The sequence below is a fragment of the Achromobacter deleyi genome (genome assembly GCF_016127315.1).
Classification (GTDB): Bacteria; Pseudomonadota; Gammaproteobacteria; order Burkholderiales; family Burkholderiaceae_B; genus Achromobacter; species Achromobacter insuavis_A.
In genome coordinates this window covers 3,922,513-3,937,154 of sequence record NZ_CP065997.1, presented here as the reverse complement: position 1 = coordinate 3,937,154, position 14,642 = coordinate 3,922,513, and the positions used below count along the sequence as shown (strand labels likewise).

The 14,642-nt window shown below is 70.2% G+C and carries 16 protein-coding genes; 6 read left to right on the top strand and 10 right to left on the bottom strand.

What is annotated here, in order from left to right; genetic code table 11:
- The first annotated feature begins 109 nt into the window (after positions 1–109).
- From I6I07_RS17905 to cynS, 6 genes are all read left to right on the top strand, one after another.
- Complete coding sequence (locus I6I07_RS17905; protein ID WP_198483102.1) at positions 110–1,252, top strand: PAS domain-containing sensor histidine kinase; 1,143 nt, start codon at positions 110–112, stop codon at positions 1,250–1,252.
- 12 nt (positions 1,253–1,264) lie between these two features.
- Positions 1,265–1,903 carry a response regulator transcription factor gene (locus tag I6I07_RS17900; protein ID WP_198483101.1) on the top strand — a complete coding sequence of 213 codons (639 nt, stop codon included), beginning with the start codon at positions 1,265–1,267 and terminating at the stop codon, positions 1,901–1,903.
- A gap of 132 nt (positions 1,904–2,035) precedes the next feature.
- A complete protein-coding gene (locus tag I6I07_RS17895) occupies positions 2,036–3,394 on the top strand; it encodes a CmpA/NrtA family ABC transporter substrate-binding protein (RefSeq protein WP_198483100.1) in 1,359 nt (452 codons plus the stop codon).
- Positions 3,394–4,236 (top strand): nitrate ABC transporter permease, encoded by an 843-nt coding sequence (gene ntrB, locus I6I07_RS17890; protein WP_198483099.1) that lies wholly within the window; start codon positions 3,394–3,396, stop codon positions 4,234–4,236. The genes I6I07_RS17895 and ntrB overlap by 1 nt, the downstream gene beginning before the upstream one ends.
- A gap of 5 nt (positions 4,237–4,241) precedes the next feature.
- Positions 4,242–5,036, top strand: coding sequence for an ABC transporter ATP-binding protein (locus tag I6I07_RS17885; protein WP_198483098.1), 795 nt, complete (start codon positions 4,242–4,244; stop codon positions 5,034–5,036).
- A gap of 9 nt (positions 5,037–5,045) precedes the next feature.
- The gene (cynS, locus tag I6I07_RS17880; RefSeq protein ID WP_198487578.1) at positions 5,046–5,489 is read left to right on the top strand and encodes a cyanase; all 444 of its coding nucleotides are present in this window, start codon (positions 5,046–5,048) and stop codon (positions 5,487–5,489) included.
- Positions 5,490–5,504: 15 nt separating this feature from the next.
- Here cynS and pdxK read toward each other — a convergent pair whose 3' ends face one another.
- From pdxK to I6I07_RS17830, 10 genes are all read right to left on the bottom strand, one after another.
- Positions 5,505–6,368, bottom strand: a complete 864-nt coding sequence (pdxK, locus tag I6I07_RS17875; protein WP_198483097.1) for a pyridoxine/pyridoxal/pyridoxamine kinase — start codon at positions 6,366–6,368, stop codon at positions 5,505–5,507.
- A 129-nt stretch (positions 6,369–6,497) separates the two neighbouring features.
- On the bottom strand, positions 6,498–6,980 hold the full coding sequence (locus I6I07_RS17870; protein WP_198483096.1) for an RES family NAD+ phosphorylase: 483 nt from the start codon (positions 6,978–6,980) through the stop codon (positions 6,498–6,500).
- Positions 6,977–7,462: an MbcA/ParS/Xre antitoxin family protein gene (locus I6I07_RS17865; protein WP_198483095.1), complete on the bottom strand. Its 486-nt coding sequence runs from the start codon at positions 7,460–7,462 to the stop codon at positions 6,977–6,979. The genes I6I07_RS17870 and I6I07_RS17865 overlap by 4 nt, the downstream gene beginning before the upstream one ends.
- Positions 7,392–8,468 (bottom strand): peptidylprolyl isomerase, encoded by a 1,077-nt coding sequence (locus I6I07_RS17860; RefSeq protein ID WP_198483094.1) that lies wholly within the window; start codon positions 8,466–8,468, stop codon positions 7,392–7,394. The genes I6I07_RS17865 and I6I07_RS17860 overlap by 71 nt, the downstream gene beginning before the upstream one ends.
- Before the next feature lie 101 nt (positions 8,469–8,569).
- Positions 8,570–9,058, bottom strand: coding sequence for a YbjN domain-containing protein (locus tag I6I07_RS17855; RefSeq protein WP_198483093.1), 489 nt, complete (start codon positions 9,056–9,058; stop codon positions 8,570–8,572).
- 43 nt (positions 9,059–9,101) lie between these two features.
- Positions 9,102–9,797: a DNA repair protein gene (locus tag I6I07_RS17850; protein WP_232625631.1), complete on the bottom strand. Its 696-nt coding sequence runs from the start codon at positions 9,795–9,797 to the stop codon at positions 9,102–9,104.
- 10 nt (positions 9,798–9,807) lie between these two features.
- Positions 9,808–11,508 (bottom strand): putative porin, encoded by a 1,701-nt coding sequence (locus I6I07_RS17845; protein ID WP_198483091.1) that lies wholly within the window; start codon positions 11,506–11,508, stop codon positions 9,808–9,810.
- Positions 11,509–11,544: 36 nt separating this feature from the next.
- The gene (locus tag I6I07_RS17840; protein ID WP_198483090.1) at positions 11,545–12,258 is read right to left on the bottom strand and encodes a TonB C-terminal domain-containing protein; all 714 of its coding nucleotides are present in this window, start codon (positions 12,256–12,258) and stop codon (positions 11,545–11,547) included.
- A 17-nt stretch (positions 12,259–12,275) separates the two neighbouring features.
- On the bottom strand, positions 12,276–12,695 hold the full coding sequence (locus I6I07_RS17835) for an ExbD/TolR family protein (RefSeq protein ID WP_054431806.1): 420 nt from the start codon (positions 12,693–12,695) through the stop codon (positions 12,276–12,278).
- Positions 12,696–12,708: 13 nt separating this feature from the next.
- A complete protein-coding gene (locus I6I07_RS17830) occupies positions 12,709–14,634 on the bottom strand; it encodes a DUF2341 domain-containing protein (RefSeq protein ID WP_198483089.1) in 1,926 nt (641 codons plus the stop codon).
- Between the last annotated feature and the right edge of the window lie 8 nt (positions 14,635–14,642).

Sequence of the window (14,642 nt, the reverse complement as noted above, 5' to 3'; positions counted from 1 at the left end):
GATAAATGCGTTGAAACGGGCCCGCCTGCCGTACACTGCCCGGACAGAAAAACAGGGTGAACATCGCCCGAAACAGGGGAAACGGGCCGGACAGGCCCGTCAAACGGCTATGTTCGCGGATCTGAAACACCTGTCGCACCACGCGGCCTGGCGCCGCCAGCTGGAAATGCTGCTGGAATCGGCCGGCGAAGGCATCTACGGCATCGACCTGCGGGGCCGCTGCATCTTCATCAACGGCGCCGGCGCGGCAATGCTGGGCTACACCCCGGACGAGGTGGTGGGCCGCAACATGCACTACCTGATCCACCATTCGCACGCCGACCGCAGCCTGTTGCCGGTGCATGACTGCCGCATCTTCAAGGCCTTTCGCGACGGCCGCGGCGAACGGGTCGACGACGAGGTGCTGTGGCGGCGCGACGGCTCCTGCTTCGACGCCCAGTACGCCTCGTATCCGATCCGCAACGACCAGGAGGTGGTGGGCGCGGTCGTGACGTTTTCGGACATTACCGCGCGCAAGCGCATCGAGCGCGAATTGCAGGGTACTCGGACCGAACTGGAAGCGCGGGTGCAGGCGCGCACGGCCGAACTGAGCGCCGCCCATGAATCGCTGCGGCGGCTGGCCTCGCACCTGAGCACGCTGCGCGAGCAAGAGCGCGCCCACATCGCCCGCAACATCCACGACGACCTGGGCGCCTCGTTCACCGCGCTGCAATTGGACCTGAACTGGCTGCGCCGACAACTGGCGGCCGAACCGCCCCTGCAGGCCCACCTGGACCGCATGCTGGAGGTGACGCAGACGGCCATGGACGCCACCCGCCGCATCCTCAACGACCTGCGGCCGGTGGTGCTGGACCACCTGGGGCTGTGGGCGGCGCTGGAAACCCTGCTGCAGGACCTGCAGGCGCGCAGCGGACTGCAATGCCGCTATCTGTGCCCGCCCGACACGGAATGCCGCCGCCTGGCGCCCGCTGCCGAGATCGCCGTCTACCGCATCGTGCAGGAACTGCTGACCAACGTGCAGCGCCACGCGCGGGCGCGCAGCGTCAGCGTCAGCGCGGTCTGGGGCGAACACGGCCTGCTGCTGGCGGTGGAGGACGACGGCGTGGGCATGCAGTTGCCCGAAACGCGGCAGACCTTCGGCATCCTGGGCATGCGCGAGCGCGCCCGGGCCATCGGCGGCGACCTGGAATTGGACAGCGCCCCCGGCGCCGGCATGCGCGCCCGCCTGCGCCTGACCCCGCAAACGGCCTGAGGAAACGGCGCCATGCCCCTGAACCTGCTGATCGTCGACGACCACCTGATCATCCGCCGCGGCCTGGCCCGCATCCTGCAGGAAGACCCGCGCGTCGGCCTGGTGGGCGAGGCCGCCGACGCCCCCGCCGCCCTGCGCGCGCTGCGCCAGGAACGCTACGACGCCATGGTGCTGGACGTGGCGCTGGGCGAACGCGACGGCCTGGACGTACTCAAGACGGTGCGCGCCGACCATCCCGCGCTGGGCGTGGTGATGCTGTCGGTCTATCCGGAATCCCAGTTCGCGGTGCGGGCGTTGCGCGCCGGCGCCCATGCCTACCTGAACAAGGGCTGCGACCCGGACGAACTGCTGGCGGCACTGGTCAATGCGGCCGCTGGCCGGATGTACGTCACGCCGGCCGTGGCCGAGCTGCTGGCGCACACCGTGCGCCAGGACAGCACGCGGCCGCCGCACGAGCTGCTGTCCAACCGCGAATTCCAGGTGCTGCAGCTGCTGGTGGCCGGCAAATCGGTGTCGGCCATCGGCGAACAGCTGGCGCTGTCGGTGAACACCATTTCCACGTACCGCGCCCGCATCTTCGAAAAGCTGGCCGTGCGCACGCTGGTCGAGCTGGTGGAATACGCCCGCGCGCACCAGCTGGGTGCGCGCTGAGCGGGACGCGCACCGGCCCGGCGCCGCCACGCACCATGTAGTGCGACCCCTACACGGATATCGTCGAACCGGCGATACCGGCCGGCGGCGGCAAGCGCCAAGATGAAGGCATTCCGAACCCTGGAGGCCTCCATGTCCCTGTTCAGCAATCCGTTCGATCCCGGCAGCCGCCTGGCCTGCGCCTGCGGCCGCCATGCATCCCAGGCCGAACACGCGCGCGCCGAGCACGCGGCGGCGGACGGCGCGCTCGACCGCGCCGTGGAGGGCGCCGTCATGCGCGCCTTGTTCCCGCAGGACGCGCTGCGCCGCCGCTTCCTGCGCGCGGTGGGCGGCAGCACCGCGCTGGCCGCGGTCTCGGCCCTGTTCCCGCTGGCCGCCGCCAAGGAGGCCTTCGCCCAATCAGGCGGCCCGCTGGAGAAGCGCAAGCTGAAGGTCGGCTTCATTCCCATCACCTGCGCCACGCCCATCATCATGGCGCACCCCATGGGGTTCTACGGCAAGCAGGGGCTGGACGTGGAAGTGGTCAAGACCGCCGGCTGGGCGCTGATCCGCGACAAGGCCATGTCCGGCGAATACGACGCCGCCCACATGCTGTCGCCGATGCCGCTGGCCATCACGCTGGGCGTGGGCGCCAGCCGCGCGGTGCCGTGGACCATGCCGGCGGTGGAGAACATCAACGGCCAGGCCATCACCCTGTCGATGAAGCACAAGGACCGGCGCGATCCAAAGGACTGGAAGGGCTTCAAGTTCGCCGTGCCATTCGACTACTCCATGCACAACTACCTGTTGCGCTATTACCTGGCCGAACATGGCCTGGATCCGGATACCGACGTGCAGATCCGCGCCGTGCCGCCGCCGGAAATGGTGGCCAACCTGCGCGCGGACAATATCGACGGCTTCCTGGCGCCGGACCCGGTCAACCAGCGCGCGGTGTACGACGGCGTGGGCTTCATCCATACCCTGTCCAAGGCGATCTGGGACGGCCATCCGTGCTGCGCGTTCTCCGCCAGCCGCGAGTTCGTGACCACTCAGCCCAACACCTACCAGGCGCTGCTCAAGGCCATCATCGAGGCCACCGCCTACGCCCGCAACCCCGCCCATCGCAAGGAGATCGCCACCGCCATCGCCGCGCCCAACTATCTGAACCAGCCGGTCACCGTGGTCGAGCAGGTGCTGACCGGCACCTACGCCGACGGCCTGGGCAAGGTGCTGACCGATCCGGACCGCATCGACTTCGATCCGATGCCCTGGGGCTCGTTCGCGGTGTGGATCCTGACGCAGATGAAGCGCTGGGGCCAGGTCAAGGGCGACGTGGACTACCAGAAGGTCGCCAGCGAGGTCTTCCTGGCCACCGACGCGGTGCGCCTGATGCGCGAGGCCGGCCTGACCCCGCCCGCCGAGGCCGCCAAGACCTTCAGCATCATGGGCAAGCCTTTCGATCCCGCCGAACCCGAGGCCTACCTGGCCGGCTTCAAGATCCGGAGGACCTGATGCAGGCCGAGCGACCCTGGCGGGCGACCTTCCTGTCCGTCATCCTGTTTCTGCTGTTCCTGCTGCTGTGGCATGTCGCCACCCGCCCCGCCGCCGGCGCGGCGACGGTCGATCCTGCCTATGCGGCGCTGGTCGGCAACGCCGCCGCCAGCGGCTCGCAGACGCCCTTCCCCGGCCCGGCCGAGGTCGGCGCCCGGCTCTGGCAGCACCTGCGCGATCCGTTCTATGACCGCGGCCCGAACGACAAGGGCATCGGCGTGCAGCTGGCGTATTCGGTGGCGCGGGTGCTGACCGGCTTCCTGCTGGCGGCGCTGGTGGCGATCCCGCTGGGATTCCTGATCGGCATGTCCAGGACCGTCTACCGCGCCTTCGACCCGTTCATCCAGGTGCTCAAGCCGATCTCGCCGCTGGCCTGGATGCCGCTGGCGCTCTACACCATCAAGGACGCCGATACCTCCGCCATCTTCGTGATCTTCATCTGCTCGCTCTGGCCGATGCTGGTGAACACGGCTTTCGGCGTGGGCAACGTGCGGCAGGACTGGCTGAACGTGGCGCGCACGCTGGAAGTGCCGCGGCTACGCACCGCCCTGCAGGTCATCCTGCCGGCGGCCGCGCCCACCATCATGACCGGCATGCGCATCTCGGTCGGCATCGCCTGGCTGGTGATCGTGGCGGCCGAAATGCTGATCGGCGGCACCGGCATCGGCTACTTCGTGTGGAACGAATGGAACAACCTGTCCATCGCCAACATCATCTGCGCCATCCTGTTCATCGGGCTGATCGGCATGCTGCTGGACACCCTGCTGGCGCGCGCCGCGCGCCTGGTCAGCTACCGGGAGTGAACGCCATGAGCCAACCCTTTCTGCAAGTGCAGGCGCTGGCCAAGCGCTACCCCGGCCGCAACGGCCAGCCGGCCGCGCCGGTGTTCGAGAACATCGACTTCGACATCGGGCAGGGCCAGTTCGTCTGCGTCATCGGCCACTCGGGCTGCGGCAAGACCACCATCCTGAACATCCTGGCCGGCATCGACGAGGCCAGCGCAGGCGTCGTCATCATGGACGGCCGCGAGATCGCCGGCCCGTCGCTGGCGCGCGGCGTGGTGTTCCAGGCGCACGCCCTGCTGCCCTGGCTGAGCGCGTTGCAGAACGTCGAGTTCGGCGTGCGTTCGCGCTGGCCACAGTATTCCCGCGGCCAGGTGCGCGAGCACAGCCTGCGCTACCTGGACATGGTCGGCCTGGCGCGCGCCGCCGACAAGAAGCCCTGCGAGCTGTCGGGCGGCATGAAGCAGCGCGTGGGCATCGCCCGGGCCTTCGCCATCCAGCCGCGCATGCTGCTGCTGGACGAGCCCTTCGGCGCGCTCGACGCGCTGACGCGCGGCACCATCCAGGACGAACTGCGCGCCATCGTGCAGGAAACGCGCCAGACCGTCTTCATGATCACGCACGACGTGGACGAGGCCATCCTGCTGTCGAACCGCATCCTGCTCATGAGCGCGGGCCCCCACGCCCGCATCGCCGAGTCCGTCGACGTGGACCTGCCGCGCGGCCGGACCCGCGCCAGCCTGCACCACGAGCCGCGCTATTACGAAATCCGCAACCATCTCGTCGACTTCCTGGTCGACAAGGCTTCCCACAAGGAGTGAACCCCCATGATGTCCCGCGCCGAAGTCACCGAACTGATCGTTACCCGCCGCCTGGAAAAGAAACTGTCCTGGGCCGCCATCGCCGAGGCCGTCGGCCAGAGCAAGGAGTGGACCACCGCCGCCCTGCTGGGCCAGATGACCCTGACCGAGGAACAGGCCCTGGCCGCCGCGCGCGTGCTGGACCTGCCCGCCGACGCGGTGGTGCAGCTGCAGGTGGTGCCCTACAAGGGCTCGCTGCCCACCAGCGTGCCCACCGATCCGCTGATCTACCGCTTCTATGAGCTGATCAACGTCTACGGCACCACCTTCAAGGCGCTCATCAACGAGGAGTTCGGCGACGGCATCATGAGCGCCATCGACTTCAGGATGGACCTGGCGCGCGAGGCCGACCCCAAGGGCGACCGGGTGCAGATCGTGATGAGCGGCAAGTTCCTGCCGTACAAGACGTATTGATGCCGCCTGGCGGGGTCAACCGTCCACCGCCAGCTCTTCCCAGCCCAGTTCACGGGTGCGGGCCAGGGCGCCGGTGACCGCCGCCGCGGCCGCCCGCGCCGCCTCGACCAGCGCGTCGCCGGCCAGCAACCGGGCCGTGATGGCGGCCATGAACACGTCGCCGGTGCCATGCACCGACGGCGGGATGGCGATCTCGGGATGGCTCAGCACCTCGCAGGCGTCGCGCGTCACCACCGCCAGCTGCAGGGTGCCGGGCGCGGCCGCCAGCGGCGCGGCGCTGGTGACCACGATCCACTCGGGGCCTTCGGCGATCAGTTCGCGCGCGGCCGCCGCGACCTCGTCGATCGAGGCCAGCGACCGGCCCACCATCTGCTCCAGCTCGAAATGGTTGGGCGTCATGCCATGGGCGTGCGGCACCAGCTTGCGGCGGTACTGCGCCACCAGGCCGGCATCCACGTACAGGCCGTCGTTGCGGTCGCCCATGACCGGGTCGATGTGCACCCGCAGGTCCGGCCGCGCCGCGCGCAGCGCGGGCAGCCATTGCGCCAGCAGGTCCGCCTGCCCGGGCTGGCCCAGGTAGCCGCAGACCACCGCCCGCGCCACCTGCGTCACGCCGCGCTCGTCCAGCCCCTGCAACAGGCCCTCGAACCAGTCCAGCGGCACCGCGCCGCCATGCAGCGTCGGATAGTGCGGCGTATTGCTCAGGATGACGGTGGGCAGCGCGATGGCGCGCAGGCCCGCCTGGCGGAAGATCGGCATGGCGGCGTTGTTGCCGACGCAGCCATAGACGACCTGGGACTGGATCGAGACGATGTCCACCCGCGCGGTCACGGCGGGCAGCGCTGCGCCGGGCGTCGGGGCAGCGGGAATGGCGGTCATACGGTGGGCTCCTGGGACGAAACGGAACGGATGGCCGGCGTCATGGGGGCCGGCGGTTGCGCCCTATTCTATGCCTACCCCGGCCAGCCGCGCCGTTGGCGCGCACGGCCGGCCCGCCCCGCCCTCGCCTCAATCGCGCGCCGACGCCAGCCAGCCGGCGCCGTCCAGCACCGCGTCGTCGATGCCGGCCAGGTACGGCGCGAACGGGTACGCCAGCGACGACACGATCTGGCATTGCGCCAGCTGCGGATGGTCGGCGTTCAGCAGGTACTGGTGGCCGCCGGCCGCCGACGGCACTTTCAGCAGCAGCGCGTCGCCGCGCGCCAGCCAGGCGTTGCCGAAGGCGCGCGAGGCCTGCAGGTCGGTCTGCCAGCCGGCCGGCGGCCGCGGTTCGGCCACGGCCGTCGCCGGCACCACCACTTCCAGCAGGAAGTAGTTGCGCGGCAAGGCGCGCGGATGCGCCACCTCGGCCTGCGCCAGGCGCGCGAACACCGCGGCGGCAGGGGTCGCGTCCAGCACCACCACCGCCGCGCCGGCGGCATGCCAGCGGCCCGCCGGGCGGGCGCGCGGCATCAGGTCCTGGCTGTTGCTCAAGCGCCAGAGCGCGGTCATGGGCCGTTTCCTTCGTCGATGTTGATCAACCACTGCTCGATCAAGACGGCGTAGCGCCCGTGCTGGCACAACAGCAGCGGCACCCGGCCGTGCAGCCGGCGCTTGGGGCCGCAGAGCCAGCGGCGCGCGCCGTCGGCGCCGCCGAACACCAGCTCGGCCAGCCACGCCACCCGCAGCGCCCGGTACAGCACGCGCAGGTCGGCCAGGTCCAGGCTGTGGTCGCGGTTGGGGTCGCGCGGCCTGCCCGGCTCCCCCTGCGGCACCAGCGCCAGCCAGTGCAGCAGGTCGCCGGCGAAGGTGGCGCGCAAGGCCTGCAGCAAGGCCGCCGCGCACTGCAGGCTGGCGGGCGGCCCGGCCTGGCCCAGGGCCTGGCTCAGCCGCGCCTCCAGCGCCGCGGCGACGCCAGTCTCCTCAGGGCGCGGCGCGGGCGGCGAGGGCCGGCTGGCCCGTTGCGGCAGCCGCGGTTTGGTCGAAGGCGGCATTGAGGGCCGCACCATCAATGCTGACGGTTCCTGCATTCAGCAACCCCTCCAGATATGCCCGCGCCGCCAATTCCTGGCGTTGGGTGCGCAGCGCGCCGCGCAACGCGTCCTTCACCTGCTCGTACGGCGCGACGCTGGCCGCGCGCAGATCCACCAGCTTGAGAATGTGGAAGCCGGCCGCCGACTGCACCGGCGCCGCCACCTCGCCCGCCTTGAGCGGCTCGATCACCGGACGCATTTCCGGCGTCAGCTGCGACAGCGGCACGTAGCCGATATCGCCGCCCTGGGCGCGGGTGGTGGCGTCCTGCGAATAGCTCTTGGCCAGCGCGGCGAAGTCGGCCTTGGGCGCCTGGGCGCGCTTGACCAGGTCCTGCGCCTGCTTGCGCGCGGCCGCCACGGCCTCGTTGTCGCCCATCGCGGCCGGCAGGAATATCTGGCTGACGCGGTACATCGCCGGCTGCGCCAGCTGCGGCTTGGCGCGCTCGTACGCGGCCTGCAGATCGGCTTCGCCCGGATAGTCGTCGGGCGCGCGGCTGACCGAATCCAGATAGGTCTGCAGCACGATGCGCTCCTGCGCGGCCTGGAAGGCGCGCTTGAGCTCGGGGCGGTCCTGCCAGCCCTGCGCGCGGGCCTGCTCGACCAGCGCCTTTTCGGCCAGGCGGCTGCGCAGCCACTGGTCGAGCGCGGCGCGGTCGCCCTTGAGCTGGGCGCGGGCCTCGGGCGGCAGCGCCTGGATCTGGCGCACCAGTTCGTCGCGGTCCACCTGCACCGCGCCCAGGGTGGCCACGGCGGGACCCTTGGCGTCGGGCGGCGTGGCCGGCGCGGCTTGCGCGGCCGGGGTGCCGGCCTTGGCGGGCGCGGCCGCGGCCTTGGCCGGCGCGGGCGCCGACTCGCTGCTCTGGGCCGGATTGCCGCGCATCAGCGCCACGGCGCCGGCCAGCACCGCGATCAGCAGCACCGCCGCCGTCAGCCGCAACCGGGCGGGGGGGTTGGAAAGAATCTTCATGGTCGAAACCTCGCTTGCTTGAATGCGCCATTCGCCAGGAACGGCGGCCGGGTTGGGGACGTCGCCGTCCCGAACGCCAGGCCCCGTGCCTGGCGGATGGATCAGTTCGCCGCCTCGGCGGCGGCTTCTTCCTGCGGTTCCGAGGCGGCGGCGTCTTCAGCGCCGGCCTCGGCCGTCGCGTTGGCGCGCAGGAACAGCAGGAATTCCTGCAGCAGGCGGTCCCACAGCTCCGCGGTGGCGCGCAGGTAGTTCTCGGACACGCCGCCGGCCAGGATCACGTCCAGTTCCAGCACCAGGAACACGCCCTGCACCGTCAGGCGGGCGAAGCGCTTTTCCACGTTCCAGCGGTCGGCCAGGCCGGCCGGCAGTTCGCCTTGCACGCGCAGCGCGCAGCTCAGCGTGTAGTCCAGGTAGCGGCCGGGCTCGGCGGCGGGGTTGCCCATGCGGGCGGCGAAGCCCACGCCCTGGCTGGCGCTCAGCAGCTGCACCATGCCGTTCTGCTCGGACACGGTGACGCGGTAGCCGGCGGATTGCAGCAGGTCCTGCAGGCGTTCGGCGTTGACGTCGAGAATCAGGCTGGAGTCGGTCATTACAGGTTTCCTAGATGAAAAAAATAAGACAGGTCTTGCAATATCAGGGTTGGGCCGGCGCCGCGGCGGGCGCGGCGGCGCCGACCTGCGCGTCGTACAGCTTGTCGCCGTACGCCTGCGCCTGCTCCTCGAACTTGACCCGCGCGCTGCCGGCGAACGGCTGCTTCATGGCCAGGATGCCGCCGGTGCTGATGCGTTCGTAGGCGTTCAGGATCTCCTTGCCGGCCTCGTACATCTCGCGGTTCTTGGCGACGCAGGCCTTGGCCTCCGACTCGCGCTGCGCCAGGGAGCGCGCCAGGGTCTGGCGTTCCGCTTCCTTGGCGCGCGACAGCGTCAGCAGCTCGTCGTAGGCGCCCTTGAACTTGCCCAGCTGGGCGTGGCTGGCGGCCACCTGGGCCTGCGCGCTTTCCATGACGGCGCCCTGCTGCTCGGCCAGCTTCTCGGCCTGGCCAGTGGCCTTGGCCAATTGGCCGCGCAGCGCCTCCAGCTCTTTCTGGGCCGCGTCGCGCTGGGCCTCGGCCGCGGCCTTGGCGGCGTTGACCTGGGCCTGCTCGCTCTGCAGCTGCTGCAGTTGCTGGGTGGTGCTGCGCAACTGGGCGCGCAGCCGCTCTTCCATGCTCTCGGCGTGCGCCGGCACCACCACGCTCAGGCCCGCGGCGCACAGGGCCGCGGCGGCGGCCAGCCGCCGGCCGCGCCCCAGCGCCTGAGGCTGGCGCAATTCATCCCATAAGGTATGCATGTCCATGGCCTCAGAACCTGGCGTTGATCTCGAACTGCATCGTGTCGATAGACAGCGGCGCGCCGTAGATCTCGCGCGTGCTCATCCAGCGCAGGACGCCGTACACGTTCTTGTCGAAGGCATAGCCGCCGCCGATGTAGTAGCCGCGGGCATTGGTGCCGCCCTGGTGGAACGACGAATCGTTGAAGGCGTCGGGCAGCGCGTCCGGCTGGATGTACTTGTAGCCGACGAAGGCCAGCCAGTCGCCCTTCTCCTTCAGGTCGTACGACCGACCCAGCGTGGCCTGCAGCATCCAGGCGTTGGGGCCGCTCTCGACTTCGCCGTTGTCGCCGAAGTTGTTGACGATGTTGCCTTCCGAACGCTTCCACATCTTGCCCTTGCTGTAGGCCAGGTTGCGGATGTAGTTGGCGTTCAGGCGCAGGCCCAGGCCGTCGAACACGCGCGTGTCCCAGCGCAGGTTCAGGTCCAGCAGGTCGAACTTGGACGCCAGGCCGACGTACTGCGGCTGCGGCGTGTTGGCCGGGTCGAGCGGGTTGGAGGTGATGTTGCGCAGCAGGAACAGCGTGTTGCCCTTCTGCATGAAGGCCGGACGCGACCAGTCGGTGTCGCAGTTTTCCTGGCCGGCCCACGGCGAGCAGGCGCTGGAGCGCCTGCCGGCGATGTTGTCGAAGTGGTAGTAGGCCAGCGCGCCGCGCACGCTGTTGCGGTTGTCGATCTTCCAGTCGGCGCCGGCCTGCGCGGCAAGCAGCCACTTGTCCTCGCTCTTGCCTTCCGAGAACGACGAGGAGTTCCAGCCGTTCGAGCCGTACTCGGTCGAGAACGCGCCCAGGGTGCCGAACAGCGTCACGTCGCGGCCTTCCAGCGGTTGCTTGAAGATCGCGGCGATGCCGTCGAAGTTCAGGTCGTTCGAGAACAGCATGTCGGTGGACTCGAACGGATTGGCAATGCGGCCGCCGGTGACCGTGGCCCACTTGGCGGGACGGTAGGTCAGGTAGGCCTGGTCCAGCCAGATGTCCTTCTTGCCCATGCCGCCGCCCAGGGTCTGGGTGGTCGAGACCGGACTGTCGTCGCTGCCGGTGGCCAGGCGGATGCCGGCCGACCAGGATTCCGAGATCTCGGCGCGCACGCCCAGGCGGGCGCGGATGCGCAGCTGGTTGCGGCGATCCTCCCGCGTGTTCAGCATCGGCGGGTAGTTGTTGTTGGTGTTGCGGTTCAGGTCGTACGGACCCTTCGAATTGAGCTTGGCGAAATCGACGATTTCATTGCTGTTGCTGCCCGAGTACAGGCGCGATTCGTCGCGCACGCGCACATCGCCGTCGATGGTGATGCGCGACACCCAGTCGGGGAAGGTGTTCGGCTGGGCCCAGTTTTCTTCCTTGGCCTGCACCATCACTTCCGCCTTGACCTCGTCGCGGATCTGGTCGCGCACGGTCTGCGGGATGTAGGGCACGCGCACGTCGCCGGCCTGAGCCACGGCGCCGCCGCGGTCCTGCGGCGCGGCGCGGGCGGCCTTGGCCTCGGCTTCGGCCTGGGCCACCAGGGCTTCGGCCTGGTCCGCCTTGAGCACGCCCTGCTGCACCAGCAGGCGGATCAGGTTGATGGTGGCGTTCTCGGACGGGGCGGGCGCGGCGGCGGCGGCGCCGGGCAGCGCGGCGGCGCCCGCCGCGGCCAGGGCCAGCGATGCCGCCAACCGGTTCAATTGGAACTTCATTCTCTTGGCACTCCAGGATCGGTTCAATTCAGCACTTCAGGAGGGGCGGCGGCCGGTCAGCGATGCCCGGATCGGCATGCTGGCCGAGGCCGGCGGACGTTCATCCAGGCCCGGCACCGCGCGCAACGCCGCCACCACGCGGGCGTCGACGTCGGCATCGCCGCTGGAACGGGTCAGCTCGACACGCGTGATCTGGCCGCTGGCCGTGAGCCAGATGTTGGCTTGCAGGCGGAAGGTCAGATTGCGCGTGCGCTCGTCTTCGCGCAGGATCTTCTGCAGCGCGTAGGCGAGGTACTGGCTGTAGGTGGCGTTGCCGGCGCGGCCACCGCCGCCGCCGGCCATGCCCTTGCCCTGGCCGGCGCCGATGTTGAAGGCGTCGCTGCCCGCCTGGGCATCGCCGTCGATCTGCATCGGGTTGGCCAGGTCGTCGGACGGACGCGGCGGCGCCTCGTCCTGCGGCTTGGGCGGTTCGGGCGTGGGCTGCGGCTCGGGTTCGGGCGTGGCCACCGGCTCTTCCTTGGGCTGCTCGGGTTCCGGCGGCTTTTCCGGCTCGGGCGGCGGCGGCGGAGGCGGCGGCAGCGGGATGATCGCGGTGACCTTGGGCGCGTCGCGGCGCACCCCGGCCATGTCGTTGGCCCAGCGCCAGAGCGCGTAGGCGGCCGCGATCAACACCACCGCCACCGCCGCCAGCTTGAGCCAGCGGCGCGCGGGATGGGGGCTGCGCGGGGAATCGGATGCGTGGTGCGGCATGACAGTCGCCTCGGCCCCTATTTCGGCTTGCCGGTGACCAGCCCGACCTGGGCCAGTTCCAGCCGGCGCAGCAGATCCAGCACTTCCACCACCTTCTGGTACTGCACGGCGGAGTCGCCGCGCACGATCACCGGAAAGTCGGGATTCAGTGCCTTCTCCGTGCGCAGCCGGTCTTCCAGCTCGGGCAGGGTCACCGGGTAGGCGTCCAGGAACACCTGGCCGGCGTCGTTGACGGAAATGGCCTTGGTCTTGGGCTGCGACAGGGCGATGGACGAACTGGCCTTGGGCAGGTTGACCTTGATGCCGGCGATCTGCGCCGTGGCGGTCAGGATGAACATGACCAGCACGACCATCAGCACGTCGACCAGCGGCGTGATGTTGATACCGTCCACGGGCGCGTCGTCGTCATCGTCCTGGGAAGCGGATACGGAAGCCATGGCAATCCTCTCCTTATGCTTCGGCGGCGGCCGGCTGCGCGTCGCGCACGGCCGGGCGGCTGGCGGCGGGCGCGCGGGCGGCGCTGTGGTGGGCGGCTTCCTGGGCCTGGCTTTCGCCATGGACTTCGGCCAGGCGCGTCACGAATTCGTCGACGAACACGCGCATGTCGGCGCTGACTTCCTTGTTGCGCGAGACCAGGCGGTTGTAGCCAAACAGCGCCGGGATGGCGACGAACAGGCCCATGGCGGTGGCCAGCAGCGCGGCGGCCATGCCCGGGGCGATGGCGTTGATGTTCACGTCACCGGCCATGGCGGTGCCCAGGAACACCACCATGATGCCCAGCACCGTGCCCAGCAGGCCGATGTACGGACCGCCGGCGATGGCGTTGGACAGCACGCCGAGCTTGGCGCCCAGCACCTGGTTTTCCTTGGTGCGCACGGCGTCCAGCGACGCGCGGATGGCCTCGATGGTGGCGGCCGAGATCGAGCTGGTGTCGGCGCCCTGCTCGCGGCGGGTGCGGATTTCGTTGATGGCCACGCGGTACAGGCGCCACAGCGAGGCGTGCTCCAGGCGGGTGGCCAGGGCCTTGTCGTCGGCCAGCAGTTCCAGGCGCTGGCCGACCTTGGCGAAGGACTCGCGGAAGACCTCGTTGGCGCGGGCCACGCGGGCCACGTTGCGGCTCTTCCGGATCATGATGATCCACGACTGCACCATCATCAGCACCAGGATGGCGATGATGACCCAGGCGTCGATCGGCACCGCCTTGAGCAGGAAGCCCAGGCCGCCGAAGCCGAAGCCCGACTGTTCCTCGTCGGCGCCGTAGGCCACCAGGCGCGATTCGGCGCCCTGCGAGATCGCGTCGGCCAGGATCAGCGCGGCGGGACGGGCGATGCGCGACAGGCGCACTTCGTCGATGGCGCCGACGAACGGCGCGTACACGTGCGGCGCCGGGGCGGCGGCCGCTTCGGCCGGCGCGGCGGCTTCGCCATTGGCGGCGGCGGGCGCGGCGGGCGCGGCGGCCACGGCCGGAGCCGGCACGTCACCGCCCAGGGCGGCGGGCGTGTTCAGCGGCGGCAGGCTGGCGGCCAGCGACGAGGTGGCGCGGCCGTTCACGTACAGCGTGACGCGGCTGCCGTCGGCCGTCACGGCCAGGTGCTGCCAGGCGGCGGGCGTGAGCGACTGGCCGGGCTGGCTGCGCTGGCCGTTCACTTCGACGAAGGGCACGCCCTGGTTGATCCCGATCAGCAGCGCGTTGCCGGCGTCGCGGCGGGCATACACCAGTTGTTCGCCGGCCGGATGGTCGGCGCGCACCCAGGCGCTGAAGGTGAAAGCGCCCGCGGCGGGCACGGCCAGCGAGGGGCTGGCGGGCAGCATCAGCGGCGCGCCGCCGGCGAATTGCGCGGCGCGGCCGATCACCCCGTCGACCGCGGCGGCCATGGGCGTCTGCGCGTTGTTGCTGTTGCCGGTGGTGTCACGCGGCGGCGCGCCAGCGGCGCCGTCGAAGTGGTAGACCAGCGTGTAGTTGGGGTCGAACGTCAGCTGGCCGTTGGCGGACGCCGGGGCCTTCTGGTTGCCGTAGTACATCCAGATGTCCTGGCGCTGGCCGTCGGCCAGTTCCGGCAGGTCGACCCAGATCAGCGCCATGCCCAGCAGCGGATCGAAGGCTTCCAGCTGGTGGTTCAGCACGGTCTGGTCGTCGCCGGCCACGAAGCGGATGTCGGCGCCCTTCTCGTTGATGCCATCGAAGGTGAAGTTGCCGGTATGCAGGCGCACCAGCAGCGGCGTGCGGCCGGCGGCGCCGCCCAGGGGCGAGCCTTGCGGCGTGCTGTCGACGGTGATCTGCTTGCGGTACTGCCAGTCAGGTTGCCACCAGGCGTTGGCGGCGGACGGCAGTATGCCGGCCAGCACGGTCAGTAGGAGCATCAATAAGCGTTGCATGGTCAGGA